The organism is Hydrophilobacter chitinilyticus, from assembly GCF_049860745.1.
Classification (GTDB): domain Bacteria; phylum Pseudomonadota; class Gammaproteobacteria; order Burkholderiales; family Burkholderiaceae_C; genus Rhodoferax_B.
Window position 1 is genome coordinate 455,284 of sequence record NZ_CP187561.1, and the last position, 14,977, is coordinate 470,260.

At 61.5% G+C, this 14,977-nt stretch carries 15 protein-coding genes; 12 read left to right on the forward strand and 3 right to left on the reverse strand.

From position 1 onward, the window contains the following. The first annotated feature begins 87 nt into the window (after positions 1 to 87). Positions 88 to 831 (forward strand): IclR family transcriptional regulator, encoded by a 744-nt coding sequence (locus ACPWMG_RS02235; protein WP_483303041.1) that lies wholly within the window; start codon positions 88 to 90, stop codon positions 829 to 831. 159 nt (positions 832 to 990) lie between these two features. After that, complete coding sequence (locus ACPWMG_RS02240; RefSeq protein ID WP_483303042.1) at positions 991 to 3,168, forward strand: malate synthase G; 2,178 nt, start codon at positions 991 to 993, stop codon at positions 3,166 to 3,168. Between the two features lie 109 nt (positions 3,169 to 3,277). Here the strand turns inward: ACPWMG_RS02240 and ACPWMG_RS02245 are convergent, their stop codons facing one another. Continuing rightward, positions 3,278 to 4,066 (reverse strand): hypothetical protein, encoded by a 789-nt coding sequence (locus tag ACPWMG_RS02245; protein WP_483303043.1) that lies wholly within the window; start codon positions 4,064 to 4,066, stop codon positions 3,278 to 3,280. Positions 4,067 to 4,242: 176 nt separating this feature from the next. Between ACPWMG_RS02245 and ACPWMG_RS02250 the strand changes: the two genes are divergently transcribed. The 5 genes from ACPWMG_RS02250 (at position 4,243) to ACPWMG_RS02270 (ending at position 8,715) form a co-directional block, all read left to right on the forward strand. Beyond that, on the forward strand, positions 4,243 to 4,476 hold the full coding sequence (locus tag ACPWMG_RS02250) for a cysteine-rich CWC family protein (protein WP_483303044.1): 234 nt from the start codon (positions 4,243 to 4,245) through the stop codon (positions 4,474 to 4,476). 98 nt (positions 4,477 to 4,574) lie between these two features. Then, complete coding sequence (locus ACPWMG_RS02255; protein WP_422833239.1) at positions 4,575 to 4,766, forward strand: 4-oxalocrotonate tautomerase; 192 nt, start codon at positions 4,575 to 4,577, stop codon at positions 4,764 to 4,766. Positions 4,767 to 4,806: 40 nt separating this feature from the next. Further along, a complete protein-coding gene (locus tag ACPWMG_RS02260) occupies positions 4,807 to 6,315 on the forward strand; it encodes a cyclic nucleotide-binding domain-containing protein (protein WP_483303045.1) in 1,509 nt (502 codons plus the stop codon). Positions 6,316 to 6,436: 121 nt separating this feature from the next. Continuing rightward, positions 6,437 to 7,927, forward strand: coding sequence for an MFS transporter (locus tag ACPWMG_RS02265; protein ID WP_483303046.1), 1,491 nt, complete (start codon positions 6,437 to 6,439; stop codon positions 7,925 to 7,927). 20 nt (positions 7,928 to 7,947) lie between these two features. Then, entirely contained in the window at positions 7,948 to 8,715 is a 768-nt protein-coding gene (locus ACPWMG_RS02270; RefSeq protein ID WP_483303047.1) for a class II glutamine amidotransferase, read from the forward strand. Between the two features lie 103 nt (positions 8,716 to 8,818). Here the strand turns inward: ACPWMG_RS02270 and ACPWMG_RS02275 are convergent, their stop codons facing one another. Further along, positions 8,819 to 9,319 (reverse strand): TlpA family protein disulfide reductase, encoded by a 501-nt coding sequence (locus ACPWMG_RS02275; RefSeq protein WP_483303048.1) that lies wholly within the window; start codon positions 9,317 to 9,319, stop codon positions 8,819 to 8,821. Positions 9,320 to 9,331: 12 nt separating this feature from the next. Between ACPWMG_RS02275 and ACPWMG_RS02280 the strand changes: the two genes are divergently transcribed. Next, a complete protein-coding gene (locus ACPWMG_RS02280) occupies positions 9,332 to 10,063 on the forward strand; it encodes a DUF4197 domain-containing protein (RefSeq protein WP_483303049.1) in 732 nt (243 codons plus the stop codon). 45 nt (positions 10,064 to 10,108) lie between these two features. On the opposite strand, the gene ACPWMG_RS02285 is transcribed toward ACPWMG_RS02280, so the two are convergent. Then, positions 10,109 to 11,212, reverse strand: a complete 1,104-nt coding sequence (locus tag ACPWMG_RS02285) for a hypothetical protein (RefSeq protein WP_483303050.1) — start codon at positions 11,210 to 11,212, stop codon at positions 10,109 to 10,111. 269 nt (positions 11,213 to 11,481) lie between these two features. Here ACPWMG_RS02285 and ACPWMG_RS02290 point away from each other — a divergent pair, with 269 nt between their 5' ends. The 4 genes from ACPWMG_RS02290 (at position 11,482) to ptsP (ending at position 14,619) form a co-directional block, all read left to right on the forward strand. Further along, complete coding sequence (locus tag ACPWMG_RS02290; RefSeq protein WP_483303051.1) at positions 11,482 to 12,015, forward strand: hypothetical protein; 534 nt, start codon at positions 11,482 to 11,484, stop codon at positions 12,013 to 12,015. Positions 12,016 to 12,106: 91 nt separating this feature from the next. Beyond that, positions 12,107 to 12,550, forward strand: coding sequence for a PTS sugar transporter subunit IIA (locus ACPWMG_RS02295; RefSeq protein WP_483303052.1), 444 nt, complete (start codon positions 12,107 to 12,109; stop codon positions 12,548 to 12,550). After that, positions 12,519 to 12,788, forward strand: coding sequence for an HPr family phosphocarrier protein (locus tag ACPWMG_RS02300; protein WP_483303053.1), 270 nt, complete (start codon positions 12,519 to 12,521; stop codon positions 12,786 to 12,788). Before ACPWMG_RS02295 ends, ACPWMG_RS02300 begins: the two co-directional genes overlap by 32 nt. Before the next feature lie 67 nt (positions 12,789 to 12,855). Next, positions 12,856 to 14,619 (forward strand): phosphoenolpyruvate--protein phosphotransferase, encoded by a 1,764-nt coding sequence (gene ptsP / locus ACPWMG_RS02305; protein ID WP_483303054.1) that lies wholly within the window; start codon positions 12,856 to 12,858, stop codon positions 14,617 to 14,619. The last annotated feature ends 358 nt before the right edge of the window (positions 14,620 to 14,977 follow it).

Consider the following 14,977-nt stretch of genomic DNA (forward strand, 5'->3'; position numbering starts at 1 on the left):
AAGGTGTTGTTCTATCTTATAGAACCATGTTCTAATAAACAGAACACGATCGAATTACACCAGAGCACCGTTCTGCCGTCAATTGTTATGCCCCGTAAACCGCTCACCGCTTCTGTTGCCGACGACCACGCCGCCCCCGGTGGTGCGGCCGCCGTCGACCGCGCGTTGACGCTGCTGGCCGCATTCCGCGCGGGCGACCAAGCACTAAGCCTGGCCGAGTTGGCGGGCCGAACGCAGCTCTACAAAAGCACGGCGTTACGGCTGCTGGCGTCGCTGGAACACGCACGCCTGGTGCAGCGTTTGGATGATGGCCGATACGCGCTAGGCGTGGAAGTGGCGCGCCTGCACAGCGTTTACACCAGCGCTGGCACCTCGCAGCTCGACCACTTGGTGCTGCCGGTTTTGCAAGATCTGGTGGCCGCCACCGGCGAAAGCGCGGCCTACCACGTGCTGCGTGGCGACGCGGCCCACCGCAGCCGCCTGTGCCTGTACCGCGTCGATTCGCCACACCCCATCCGCGACCACGTGAAAGCGGGCGACCTGCTGCCCGCCGACCGAGGTGCTGGCGCGCGCGTGTTGATGGCTTTTTCTCCAAACGAAGCCAAGCCCAGCAAACAGGACCAAGCCCTCTACGTCCAAATCCGCACTCAGGGCTACTGCGCGCTGGTGGGCGACCGCAGCACCGAGCTCGCCGGGATTTCCGCGCCGGTGTTTAAATCTGATGGCACGTTAGCTGCTGCGCTCACGCTCACCATGCCGGCACACCGCTACACACTGGACCATCTGGAGCCGGTGTTGGCGGCTGCACGGCGGCTGACGGGATTGATTTAGCAACTTTTTGTCACTTATTAATGGCAATTTCAATCATTAATACGTCTTCAAGGTTCGAATAAAGTAGCGCATGGAGTCAGAGCCACGTGCAGTGCACCGGCTTAGTGCCAAAACATTTGCCAGAACAACTCGTTTTACACCTTTCGGAAGGCCCTTTTCATGAGCACCCGCACCCAAACCGGCGATCTGCAAGTTGCCAGCAACCTCTACAACTTTGTGGAAGAACAAGTGCTGCCCGGCACGGGCGTGGCTAGCGCCACGTTCTGGCAAGGTTTTGACGCCATCGTGCGCGACCTGGCGCCGAAAAACATCGCCCTGTTGGCCGAACGCGACCGCCTGCAAACCGAATTGGACGCGTGGCACACCGCGCACCCCGGCCCGATTCAAGACATGCCGGCCTACCGCGCGTTTCTGGAAAAGATTGGCTACCTGGTGCCGTCGCCCGCCGCGTTCACCGCTACCACGACGAACGTGGATGCCGAGTTGGCCGTGCAAGCCGGCCCGCAACTGGTGGTGCCCGTGCTCAATGCGCGTTACGCACTGAACGCCGCCAACGCGCGCTGGGGCTCGCTGTACGACGCGCTCTACGGCACAGACGCCATCTCTGAAGCCAACGGTGCCGAAAAAGGAACGGGCTACAACCCGGTGCGTGGCGCCAACGTCATCGCCTTTGCGCGCGATGTGCTCGACCAAGCCACGCCTTTGGCCGATGGCTCGCACAAATATTCCACCGCCTACAAAGTGGTCGACGGCCAACTGCTCGTCACGCTGGGCGACAAAGATGTGGCGCTGGCCAACCCCTCGCAGTTCGTTGGTTACCTGGGCGACGCGGCCGCACCCACCTCTATCTTGCTGGTGCACAACGGTCTGCACCTGGACATCCAAATCAACCGCAGCACGCCTATCGGCAAGAGCGACGCCGCTGGCGTGAGCGACATCGTGCTGGAAGCTGCGCTGTCCACCATCCTCGACCTGGAAGATTCGGTAGCCGTGGTCGATGCCGACGACAAAGTGCTGGCCTACGGCAACTGGCTCGGCATTCAAAAAGGCACGTTGACCGAGAGCGTGAGCAAGGGCGGCAAAACCTTCACGCGCAGCTTGAACCCAGACCGCGTCTACACCGCAGCCAAGGGCGGCGAGGTCAAGCTGCATGGCCGCTCGCTCATGTTCGTGCGCAACGTGGGCCACCTGATGACCAACCCCGCCGTGCTGTACGGTGGCGGCAAAGAAATTCCCGAAGGCATTCTGGACGCCATGGTCACCGTGACCATTGCCATGCACGACCTGCAACGCAAGGGCAACTCGCGCACCGGCTCGGTCTACATCGTCAAGCCAAAGATGCACGGCCCGGCCGAAGTGGCCTTTGCCTGCGAGCTGTTCACCCGTGTGGAACAAGTGCTGGGCCTGCCCGCCAACACCGTGAAGCTGGGCATCATGGACGAAGAGCGCCGCACCAGCGTCAACCTGCAAGCCTGTATTGCCGCAGCCAGCGCGCGCGTGGCCTTCATCAACACCGGCTTCCTGGACCGCACCGGCGACGAGATGCACACCGCCATGTTGGCTGGCCCCATGATCCGCAAGGGCGACATGAAATCCAGCGCCTGGATTGCCGCCTACGAGAAGAACAACGTGCTGGTGGGCCTGAGCTGCGGTCTGCGTGGCCGCGCGCAAATCGGCAAGGGCATGTGGGCTATGCCCGACCTGATGGCCGCCATGCTGGAGCAGAAAATTGCCCACCCCAAGGCTGGTGCCAACACTGCCTGGGTGCCTAGCCCCACAGCCGCCACGCTGCATGCGCTGCACTACCACAAGGTCAACGTGGCCGAGGTGCAGAAGGAACTGGAAAAGACCGACGCCACCGCCGAGCGCGACAACATCTTGAACGCGCTGCTGCAAATCCCGGTGACCGCCACGCCTACCTGGAGCGACGCCGCCAAACAAGAAGAGCTGGACAACAACGCCCAAGGCATTTTGGGCTACGTGGTGCGCTGGATCGACCAAGGCGTGGGTTGCTCGAAGGTGCCCGACATCCACAACGTCGGCCTGATGGAAGACCGTGCCACGCTGCGCATCAGCAGCCAGCACATGGCCAACTGGCTGCGCCACGGCGTGGTGAGCGAGGCGCAAGTGAAGGCCACGTTTGAACGCATGGCGGCGGTGGTGGACGAGCAGAACGCTGGCGACCCGCTGTACCAAAAGATGGCGGGCCGCTTTGACAAATCAGCCGCGTACAAGGCCGCGACGGACCTCGTGTTCAAGGGCATGGCGCAACCCAGCGGCTATACCGAGCCTTTGCTGCATGCCTGGCGCTTGAAAGTCAAGGCAGGGCAGGCGTAAGCTTCAGGGACGCTTGTTCAGCGTCGGCTTGGCGCGTCCACTGCCTAAAAGCAAACACCAGCTATCGGCAAGATTGCTGGTGTTTTTAATTGCAAGGGCACTAAATCGCTTAGCGCTGTGTCGGGGTGCCGCGAGAGGTGGGCCCCGGCGTGCGCCGTCGATCATGCTGACGGCGTCGGTCGCGTTTCTCGGCTTTCGCGCGGCGGCGCAGCGCCAGCACGAGGCGCCCGACGTAAAACAAGACATACAACACCACAGCGGCGATCGCCCAAGGCGCGACTTCTTGCAGCAAGGCCTGGAACAAGAACGACGCCCTGACCTTGTCATTGGCCATTTCGGCTTCGGTCCGGCGGCGGCCTGTGCCGTTGTCTGCTTCACCGTTGGCTTGCTGGCCATCCCAATTGCGGCGGCGACCGGCTGTTTCATTGCCGGTGTCGTCTTCATCGATCTGGTCGTCTGAGGTGATGCTGCGGACGGCACTCCCTACGGCCGAACGGGAGATGTCGTCGAGGACCGGTTTGGCGGCGTCGCGTACGGCGCGGCGCAGGTCGACATCGACTGGTTTGGCGGCTTCTTTCGCCGCTGATGCCGGGGTGGCTGCAGATGCGGTGGCCGCAGTATTGGTGTTGGGCGCGGGAGAAGCTGCAGGGGTGGCCGTAGCAGCAGTGCCAACGCCGGGGGGCAGGATGGGAATGCCGTAAGCAGCTGCCGCAGCGTTGGCTCCGGCCTGGGCCGCCGTGTCGCCCGCTGCTTTCAGGTCGAGCTCACCGCGAGGTGAGAGGGCGTTGCCCTGTTCCGCGTCCACCGGTGCAGCCAGAACCGGGCAAGCGAATGCCGCCATCACCGGAATGGCATACCACCAGGGGCTCAGTCTCCTCGCAACCTTCAGCACAACCACGAATTCCTCTTTTCCAACCGTTGTACACCGTTATGTTGAACATTTGTAACGGAATGCACAAGCATTGGAGTTTAACGAGTGACGAACGGAACGCCAGATCAGGGAAACTACCGAACAGCAATCCAACCGGTGTGGCTGTTTTATGTCACGATTTCCAGGTTTTTTGAGGCTTATCCATGTCTTTTCTTGTCCTAAACGACCTCGCGCAGCAGTGCCCCTTGTGTGGTGACAACAACGCATGCGCACAAGCGAAGGCACAGGCGACAGGACGGCCACAAGAGGTTTGCTGGTGTTTCAGCCAAGACATTCCTGCCGAGGTGTTGGCAACTGTGCCCCCTGCCAGCCAAGGGTTGCAATGTGTCTGCCAGCGGTGCGCCAATGCGCAGAAATCTGGGCTTACCGCAAAGTAACGGTCTTAAGCGGTCTTGGAGCATGGGCGCTGCTTCTATCATCTGCAGGCATGCATTTGCATCAATTCGTGTCACTATCTTGAACAAGGAGTTAACCCATGCCTACCTACCACGTTGAAATGATGGAAGGCCGCACCGTCGAGCAGAAGAAAAAGCTGGTCGAAGAAATCACTCGCGTGTCGGTTGAAATCCTCGGCGGCTCGCCCGAATCGGTGGATATCATCATCACCGACATCCAGCGCCACAACTGGGCCACCGGCGGCAAGCTGTGGTCTGAACCGCGCAGCTAAAAAGCGCTAAACAAACCCGCCTACTGCTCGGCACCGCCACATGCTCGACGCCGGCCAAGCCTTCATCCGCCATGAGCTGTTGATGCTGGTTGGCGTGGCTGCCTTGCTGACGTTGGCTTTGTGGATCTGGCGCCCGGCATTGCGCCACAGCTTGCGCGTCAGTTGGATCTTGTTGGTGTTGACGGCCTTGCTGCAAGGCCTTGCCGCAACTGCCGCCGCGCTGCAGACGCCGCTGGTGGCAGAGATCTTTCAGCAAGCCACCACGCTGGTGGCGGTCTGGACTGCCATTCAGGTGCTGGCCTTGGTGATCTTCAATTGGATGTTGCCAGGCCTGGGCCTGCAGGTGCCGCGCATCGCCCACGACTTGAGCATGATGGGTTTGTCCATCGGCTGGCTGCTGGTGTGGCTGCGTTTGCTGGGGGTGGATGCATCGCAATTGTTTGCTACGTCTGCCGTGCTCACCGCCGTGGTGGCCTTTGCCATGCAGGACACGCTGGGCAACATCATGGGCGGGGTGATGCTGCAGCTCGACCATTCGTTGCGCGTGGGCGAGTGGGTGTACCTAGACGACACCAGCGGCCGCGTGGTGGATGTGCGCTGGCGCTACACCGAAATCTTGACGCGCAACCGCGAGACGGTGGTTGTGCCCAACAGTTGGCTCATGAAAAACCGCTTCCGCGTGCTGCGCCCCCCGGTGAGCGCACCGCTGGTGTGGCGGCGCTGGGTCTACTTCAATGTCGACAGCCACGCTGCACCCAGCCACGTGTTGCAAACACTGGAGCGCGCCGTACTCGACGCTGGCCTGCAACGCGTGGCTGAGCAGCCGCCACCCAGCGCCGTGTTGATGGACATGTCGCCCGGCTACGGCCGTTATGGCCTGCGCTATTGGCTCACCGACCCGATGTTTGACGACCCCACCGACTCGGCCGTGCGTATGCACGCCTTGGCGGCGTTAGCCCGTGAGGGGATGCGCCTGGGCATGCCGCTGGAAGAGCGGCTGATGATGAACGAAGACGACAACTGGCGCAGCGCCGGAGAACGCCAGGAAACCAATAAACGCCTGGCCGCCATCCGCAGCCTGGCGCTGTTTGCCAGCTTGACCGAAGCCGAGCACCAGATGCTGGCCAAGCACCTGGTGCACGCGCCGTTTGCTGCTGGCGGCACCATCACCCGCCAGGGTGCGGTAGCCCATTGGCTCTACCTCATCGTGCATGGCGAGGCCGAAGTGGTGATTGAAACACCGCAAGGTCGCACCGTTGTGGCGCAACTCAGCGACGGCAACTTCTTCGGTGAAATGGGCCTGCTCACCGGCGCCCCGCGTAGCGCCACCGTGGTGGCCCGTACTGACGTGGAGTGCTACCGGCTAGGCAAAGAAGGCTTTGCCGAAGTACTGAACGCCCGCCCGGATTTGGCGCAAGAAGTAGCCGAAGTGCTGGCCCAACGCAAAGCCGCCACCGACGCCCGGTTGGAGCAAACCGCTGCCACCAACGGCCACGTGCGCCCGGCGGATCTGCTGCAGCGCATGCGCGCGTTTTTTGCGTTGAAGTGAGCTGAAACCGAGCGTCAGCAGCCTTTGGGCGAAAGTCCTATCATCTGCGCTTTAGCTTCAACTCTCCTCGCGCCAGCAGACGCCAGCCACTACGTCCGCCAGGCCGCGAGAGCCGCCATTTTTGAGCTCCATCACCTCATCCAACGCGTCGTCCTCTGTTGAAGCCCTGCGTGCCCGTTACGGCGAACGCTACCGCTGGCTGCTGCTGATCTCGGTGATGATCGGCACCATGGCGTCGATCATGTCGTCGACCATCGTCAACGTGGCCATTCCCGACATGAGCCACCACTTCTCGCTGGGCCAGTCGCGCGCGCAATGGGTCACCTCGGGCTTCATGGTGGCGATGACGGTGTCCATGCTCACCACGCCGTGGCTGCTCGGCCGCTTTGGTTACCGCCGCACCTACGTGGGCTGCATGTGGCTGCTGCTGGGCGGCGGTGTGCTTGGCGGGCTGACCAACCACTTCGGCATTGTGTTGGCCGCGCGCGTGGCCGAAGGTCTGGCGGCGGGTGTGGTGCAGCCCATTCCGGCCATCATCATCTTGCGTGCGTTTGCGCCGCATGAGCAGGGGCGTGCGAGCGGCTTGTTTGGCATGGGCGTGGTGCTGGCGCCGGCCATCGGGCCGAGCATTGGTGGCGTGTTGGTCGATCTGTTCGGCTGGCGCTCGATCTTCTTCATGGTGGTGCCGTTTTGCCTGGCGTCGTTCTGGTTGGCGTACAAGTTCGTACCAACCACCACGCCTGGCGGCACTGCGGCCAACCGCGATGGCGCGGGCCTCGATTGGCGCGGCATGTTGCTGGCCACCGCTGGCACCCTGTGTTTACTCAACGGCATGGTGGCACTGCGCGACAGCGGCGGTTTGACGGCCGGCCTGCTGCTGGCGGGTGCCGTGTGCTCGGTGGTCGCGTTCATCGCCTGGCAGCGCCGCCTAGCCGCCCAAGGTGGCACTGCGTTGATGAACCTGCACTTGTTCAGCTACCGGCAGTTCACCATGGGCAGCATCGTGGCGGTGATCTATGGCACGGCGCTGTTTGGCTCGACCTACTTGCTGCCGGTCTACATGCAGGTGGGCTTGCATTTGTCGGCCTCGTACGTGGGCACCACGCTGCTGCCGGCCGGCATCGTGTTGGCCTTCACCATTGCGGGCGTGGGGCGCCTGGCCGACCGCCATCCCACCTATTTGTTGGTGAGCATTGGCGTGGCATTGCTGGCAGTGTCGTTTGCGCTGATGGCGACCGTCACGCTGACCAGTGCCATCTGGTGGCTGGTGGCGTGGGTCACGCTGGGGCGGATTGGGCTGGGCTTCATCTTGCCGTCGCTCAACTTGGGGGCGATGCGCCCGCTGGACAAATCGCTGATTCCGCAGGCCGCCAGCACCATCAACTTCCTGCGCATGCTGGGTGGCGCCAGTGGCGTGAGCCTGTGCGGCATTGTGTTGGAGTGGCGCCTGGCTGCGCGCGGTGATTCGTTTGCCAACCCGATGACTAGCCCTGAGCGGCTGGCCGCTTTCAACGAGACCTTTTTATTGCTGGCGGGGCTGTGTGTGGTAGCGCTGGTGGCGGCGCTGCAATTGCGTGAGACGGCCCCGGTTGCGAAGACCAACATAGGCTAAACGCGGGTTAAAGTCAGCCTATGTGCCAACTTTTAGGAATGAACAGCAACACGCCCACGGACGTGATGTTCAGCTTCGCCGGTTTTGCCGAACGCGGCGGCCGCACCGACCACCATGCCGATGGCTGGGGCATTGCCTTCTACGAGGGCAAAGGCGTGCGCCATTTTGTTGACCACGAGGCCGCTTGCAGCTCGCCCGTGGCGGAACTCATTCGCCGGTATCCCATCAAGAGCCGCAACGTCATCTCGCATATCCGCAAAGCCACGCAGGGCGTGGTGAGCCTGGAGAACTGCCACCCGTTTGTGCGCGAGCTCTGGGGCCGTCACTGGGTGTTTGCGCACAACGGCGATTTGAAAGACTACCAGCCGCGCCTGCATGGCAACTTTCGCCCCGTGGGCAGCACCGACAGCGAACGCGCCTTCTGCTGGATCATGCAAGAGATTGCCAAGGCGCATGCCGATGTGCCCAGCGTGGCCGAGTTGACCCTCACGCTGCGCGAGCTGGCGCCCAAAATCGCGCGCTACGGCACCTTCAACTTCATGCTGACCAACGGGCAGGCGCTGTGGGCGCATGCCTCCACATTGCTGCATTACGTGGAACGCAAACACCCGTTTGCGCGCGCGCATTTGGCCGATGAAGATTTGACTGTGGACTTTGCCGAAGCCACCACGCCGAACGACCGTGTGGCCGTGGTGGTGACCACGCCGCTGACCACCAATGAGCAGTGGACGGCGTTTGCCCCCGGCGAGCTGCGGGTGTTTGTGGATGGGCTGGCGCTGCCCGCCTAGAAAGAACTTTGAGATGCTCTCTTTTTGAGAGCTCTCAACGCATGCTCTATATGCGTAGAAGGCCTATTTTTCTTAAACCAGTTTGTTTAAACGTTTTGGCCGACTAAGCTTCGGCCAGCAGCTTCTCGATCAAGCGGTGCAGTTCGGCAAAGTCGGGCTCGCCCACAAAGCGTTTGACGATCTCGCCGCGTTTGTTCAGCAAGAAGGTGGTGGGTGTGAGCTGAATGTCGCCCCAGGCCTTGGCGGCGGTGCCGGTGTTGTCGATGGCGACGTTGAATGGCAGCTTGCGCGTTTGCGCGTAGTTCACCACGTAGGCCGGTGGGTCGTAGGACATGGCCACAGCCAGGGTGTCGAAGCCACGGCTGTTGTATTTGGCGTAGGTGTCGATGATGCGCGGCATCTCGGCCACGCAAGTGACGCAACTGGTGGCCCAGAAGTTGACCAGTGTGACCTTGCCTTTGAAGTCTTCGGTGGTTTTGCGGCTACCGTCTAACAAAACGTAACTCGCTGGGGGCGCGGTCTCGGCCCCGGCGCTCACATAATAGGCGGCACCGCCCACGGCAAGCAGCGCGGCTACAGCCAGGGGTACGACAGTTTTTTTCATTGGAGCGCCTTTATGAAACCCTCGAACCACTCGAACCATTCAAGGGATCGCCGAAATTTTAGTCTGGCCACGGCCAGTCTGCTGAGCTTGCCTTTGCTGGCCGCTTGGCAGCAGGCGCAGGCATTGTCGATTGCAGATCTGACCGATCAAGAAGCTTCGCAGGGCCTGCGTGCCGCGCTTTCACAGGGTGCGCAGGTGGCAGTGGGGCTGCTGGGCCAGTCAGGTGGATTCCTGAACAACGAAAAAGTTCGCATTGGTTTGCCCGGCGGGCTGGACAGCGCGGCCAAGCTGATGCGCAAGCTAGGCCAAGGCCAGAAGGTGGACGAGCTCATCACCAGCATGAACCGCGCGGCCGAGGCCGCCGTGCCCATGGCCAAAGACCTGCTGACCAACGCCGTGAAGAACATGAGCGTGCAAGACGCCAAGGGCATTCTCACGGGCGGCGACACCTCGGTCACCGATTTCTTCTCGGCCAAAACACGTGAGCCGCTGTCGGTGCAGTTTCTGCCCGTGGTGAGCAAGGCGGTCGAGAAGGTGGGTCTGGTGGAGCGGTACAACCAAGTCGCGGGCAAGGCGTCGGGCCTGGGCTTGATGAAGAAGGAAGACGCCAACATCCAGCAGTACGTGACCGGCAAAACGCTGGACGGGCTGTACCTCACCATTGGCGAGCAAGAGCGCAAGCTGCGCCAAGACCCGGCGGGTGCGGCCAGTGCCATCGTCAAGAAGGTGTTCGGCGCGATCTAAGCGAGATCTGCCGAGAAGCTTGGGGCGCCTTGGCGCCCCTCGTCGTTATGGCGACGTGCGTTTGCGTGACAGCCCGGTCATCAACGCGCGCGGCAGCATGGTACGCAGGTTCTCGGTGTTCACGCGGGTGATGGTGTCGCTCATCCAGGTCGACATCATCAGCGTCTTAGACTCGTCCACCACTTCAATGAATGGGAAGTTCGGGTCGTGCCGGGTCAGCTCGGTTTGTAGCGTTTCCAGCACGTCGTCGTTGCAGCGCTCGTCGTAGATCATCAGCGGCGGGCGCTCTTGCGCGCAGTAGCGCGCGGCGCGGGTGGAGTTGGCGGCGCAGTTCAGCTCCAGCCCCATATTCAGGCAAATGGTCTCGATGATGCGGCGCAGCCGCGCGTCGTCGGTCACCAGCAAGGGCGCCGTGCCGTTGATGGCCGAAGAGCCGCCCATTTGCCACGAATCTACCCGCGAGCGGGTTTCAACATGGTCTAGCGCTTCCAGTGGCGGCGGTGTGCTGCGCTGAAATTCCACGCTGAGTACGGTCTCGGTGGCCGACACGGTGCGGGTGATCTTCACGCCCATGGTGCGGGTGATTTCCATCAGCAGGTACCACGAGAGTTTTTCAAACTCGGGTGGTGTCTCGGGTTGCAACGCGGATGCCGGGCGTGGGTTGGCGGTGAAGCGCAACACGCTGAATTCGGGTGGGTTCTCCAGCGCCAGCGACACATTGAGCTGGTGGCCGCGCAGCGAGATCCAGTCGATGCTGGCATCGATCAGGCTGGTCAACAGACCGGGGTCGAAGATCACATCCACCGGCTGGATGTGTTGTTGCAGCAGGATATCTTGCTGCTGCAGGCGCGGCAGGTTTTCGGCCAGTGCCTGGGTCAGCAAAATGTCGAGGCGCAGTTTTTCGTGCGACTGGCGCAGCCGCCCATTCGCCAAGCGTGCCAACTGCTGGCTTTGCATGGCGGTTTTACGCGCGCCTTCGATCATGTAGCCCAGCAGTTTGACGTGGCGGCGTGAGATCTTGCCCGAATCCAGAATGCCCGAGACGATTTGCTGCATGTGCGACAGCGGATCGGCCAATTCAGCGCCAATGACGCCTGCGATGTCGAGATGCGCGTAGCCGCTATTGGTTTGAGCAGAGTCCGCAAGCAACGAGGTCGTGTTGAAAAAAGGTGCTGATGGCATCGAAGGTTTTAGGGCCGTGGCGTTTGCGGGGCTTGTTCGAGGGCTCGTTTCAGAGGTAATCCCATAAATGTATCTGGGTGTTACAGCCTGCAGAGTGTATAGGGTAAGGCTTAGGGTAGCGCTGTGTGACGTGTGGGCTAGGGCGTTGTGTCGTCTCAGGGACGCTGGTCATCTCGTCATTCTTGTTGTGGGAGGCGCGCGCGATCGTCGCAGCTTTGGCTGTTGATAATGGCCGGATGAACGGCACTTTCAAGCCCTTGTTTTCCCTTGTGTTGCTGGCCCTGGCGGCGTGCCAGCCAGCACTCAACTGGCGCGAGTCGCGCAGCGACAACAGCCCGCTGACGGCATTGCTTCCGTGCAAGCCCGATCAGGCCACCCGTGAGGTGCCCATGGCCGGGCAAACGGTCACGCTCGACATGCTGGGCTGTGATGCGGCCGGGGCCACGTTTGCCATCTCTCACGCTCGTCTTCCCGACCCTATGCAGGCCGGCCCGGCTTTGGCCGGTTGGCGCACGGCGGTGCTGGCGAACATGCAGGCGACCGACGTGGTGGAAACACCTTTCGTGCTGCCCGGCACTTTGGGGTTGCCCCAGTCGGTGCGGTTGCGCGCGCAGGGGCTGCGAGCCGATGGGCGTGCGGTGTCTGCGCAGGCGGTTTGGTTCGCCCGTGTCGACCGTGGCGCTGTGGATGTTTTCCATGCCGTGGTGTACGCCGACCGTCCTGACGATGCGGTCGCCCAAACCTTCTTTGATGGCTTGCGGCTACCATGACGGTTCTACATGACTGCCGCTGGGTGTTTCTGCACGTAAAACCGGGGCGCCACGCCAAGGCCCGGGCTGGCAAACCTCATAATCGCCACCAATGAACAGTATCCTCATCATTGCCCACGCGCCGCTGGCCCATGCCCTGCGGCAGTGCGCATTGCATGTCTTCCCCGATTGCGAGCAAGGTGTTGTGGCGCTGGACGTGCAGCCCAACGTGTCGCCGGAAGAAACCACGGCCACGGCACGCATCGTGCTGGAGCAACTGGAGACCTCGCACACGCTGATCCTCACCGACGTGTTTGGTGCCACGCCTTGCAACGTGGCCCAGCGCCTGGCAGATGGCGTGAAGTGCCGGCTCATCAGTGGTGTCAACCTGCCCATGCTGCTGCGTACCGTGACCTACCGGCACGAGACGTTGGACGCCTTGGTGCAGCGCGCGCTGATTGGTGGCACGCAAGGGATCATGCAGGTGGCGATCACCGCTCCGCAAAATCAAGTCAGAAAAAAGAATGATTCAAACTACTACGACCATCAGCAATAAGTTGGGCCTGCACGCCCGCGCCTCGGCCAAGCTGACCAAGCTGGCCGGCAGTTTCCCGTGCGAAGTCTGGATGGCCAAGGGTGAGCGCCGCGTCAATGCCAAGAGCATCATGGGCGTGATGATGCTGGCCGCCGGCATCGGTTCCGAAGTCACCATCGACACCGATGGCCCGCAAGAACAAGAAGCCATGAGCGCCTTGCTGGCGCTGATCGCCGATAAATTTGGCGAGGGTGAATGAAGCCCGGAAGCCACATCAACGTCGCCCATACGCTACCCGTTAAGGTGCTTATTCGGGAGCTTTCGGCATGACGTTTTCGGTGCACGGCTTGCCCGTCGCCCGTGGCATTGCCATCGGGCGCGCGGTGCTGGTGGCGTCCAGCCGGGTGGATGTGGCCCACTATTTCATCGAGGCCGACCAGGTCGCGGCCGAGATTGACCGTGTGCGCATGGGCCGCAACGCTGTGGTCGACGAAATCCAGCGCTTGCAGCAAGACATGCCGAAGGACGCGCCGCACGAGTTGACGGCACTGCTCGATGTGCACCTGATGCTGCTGGAAGACGAGACCCTGACCATCGGCGTCAAACACTGGATCACCGACCGGCTGTACAACGCCGAGTGGGCATTGACCACGCAGCTAGAAATCATCGCCCGCCAGTTTGACGAGATGGAGGATGAGTACCTCCGCGAACGCAAGGCCGATCTCGAACAGGTGGTCGAGCGCATCTTGCGCTACATGAAGGGCGTGGCTTCGCCGGTAGCGCCACCACCCAAACCCCGCGAGGCGCAACGACAGCAGGATCTGCTCTTGGACGACACAGTGGACGTGCCACTGGTGCTGATCGCGCACGATTTGTCGCCCGCGGACATGCTGCAGTTCAAGCAAAGCGTGTTTGCTGGCTTTGTGACCGATGTGGGTGGCAAGACTTCACACACGGCCATCGTGGCGCGCAGCCTGGACATTCCGGCCGTGGTGGGCGCGCGTAACGCCAGTCAACTGGTGCGGCAGGACGACTGGGTCATCATCGATGGCGACGCCGGTGTGGTGATCGTCGACCCGTCCGCCATCATTCTGGCGGAGTACGGTTTCAAACAACGCCAGGTGCAACTGGAACGCCAGCGCCTTACGCGTTTGCTCCACACGCCTGCCACTACCCTGGATGGCCAGCAGGTCGAGTTGCTTGCCAACATCGAGCTGCCGGAAGATGCCGACGAAGCGGTCAAGGCCGGCGCGGTGGGGGTGGGCCTGTTTCGTAGCGAGTTCTTGTTCATGGGCCGCAAGACACTGCCCGACGAAGAAGAGCAATACAAAGCCTATCGTCGTGCTGTAGAAGGCATGAAGGGCTTGCCGGTGACCATCCGCACGGTCGATGTCGGAGCCGACAAGCCGCTGGAAAAAGCGGTCAAGGAAGACGCGCACCTGAACCCCGCGCTCGGCCTGCGCGCCATCCGCTGGAGCCTGGCCGATCCGGCCATGTTTCGCACCCAACTGCGCGCCATTTTGCGGGCCGCTGCGCATGGTCCGGTGAACCTGCTGATCCCTATGCTGGCGCACGGCAGCGAAATTCGCCAAACCTTGTCGTTGCTGGACTTCGCGCGGGTCGAACTCGACAACCGTGGCATTCCGTACGGCGAGTTGAAGCTGGGCGCCATGATCGAAATTCCGGCGGCCGCGCTCACCGTCAAGATGTTTTTGCGCTACTTCGACTTCCTGTCGATCGGCACCAACGACTTGATCCAGTACACGCTGGCCATCGACCGCGCAGACGAATCGGTGGCCCATCTCTACGACCCCTTGCATCCGGCGGTGCTGATGCTCCTGGCCAGCACCATCGCCGAATGCCGAGCCCAAGGAAAGGGCGTGAGCGTGTGTGGCGAAATGGCCGGCGATGTCGCCATGACCCGCTTGCTGCTGGGCTTAGGCCTGCGCAGCTTCTCTATGCATCCGACACAAATCCTTGCTGTGAAGCAAGAGGTGCTGCGTGCTGATGCTATTCGTCTGGCCGCTTGGTCGGAAGAAGTTTTGGCTGCAGACGACCCTTCGCTGGTCTTGTCGCTCGTCAAACCCTGAGCGCTGTCTGTCAGATCGCTGAATCTAGTGTGGTTGTTTAAAGCATCTTCTCGATGCTTGAGGCCTAGGCACCGAGTCTAGGTATGAGGCAAAAGACGTCCGAAATCTTTCGAAACCGCAAATTGGCGTGACGCGCTGTAAACCGCAATTGTTGCTGGATCGGCAAGTTTGTGTCTTTGCTCGAATATTTGTATCGATTGCCGCGCTTTTTCCGCACGACTTCAGCTCAAGCCGCTTGAGCGGTCAGACGCGTTGCCTGCCGGAGTGGGAGTGAGAGTCTTGGTTTGCATTCTTCGGACTTCTGAATCGATCATGAAATCTCAGTTCTCAATTTGAGACATATTGCATGCATGTATAC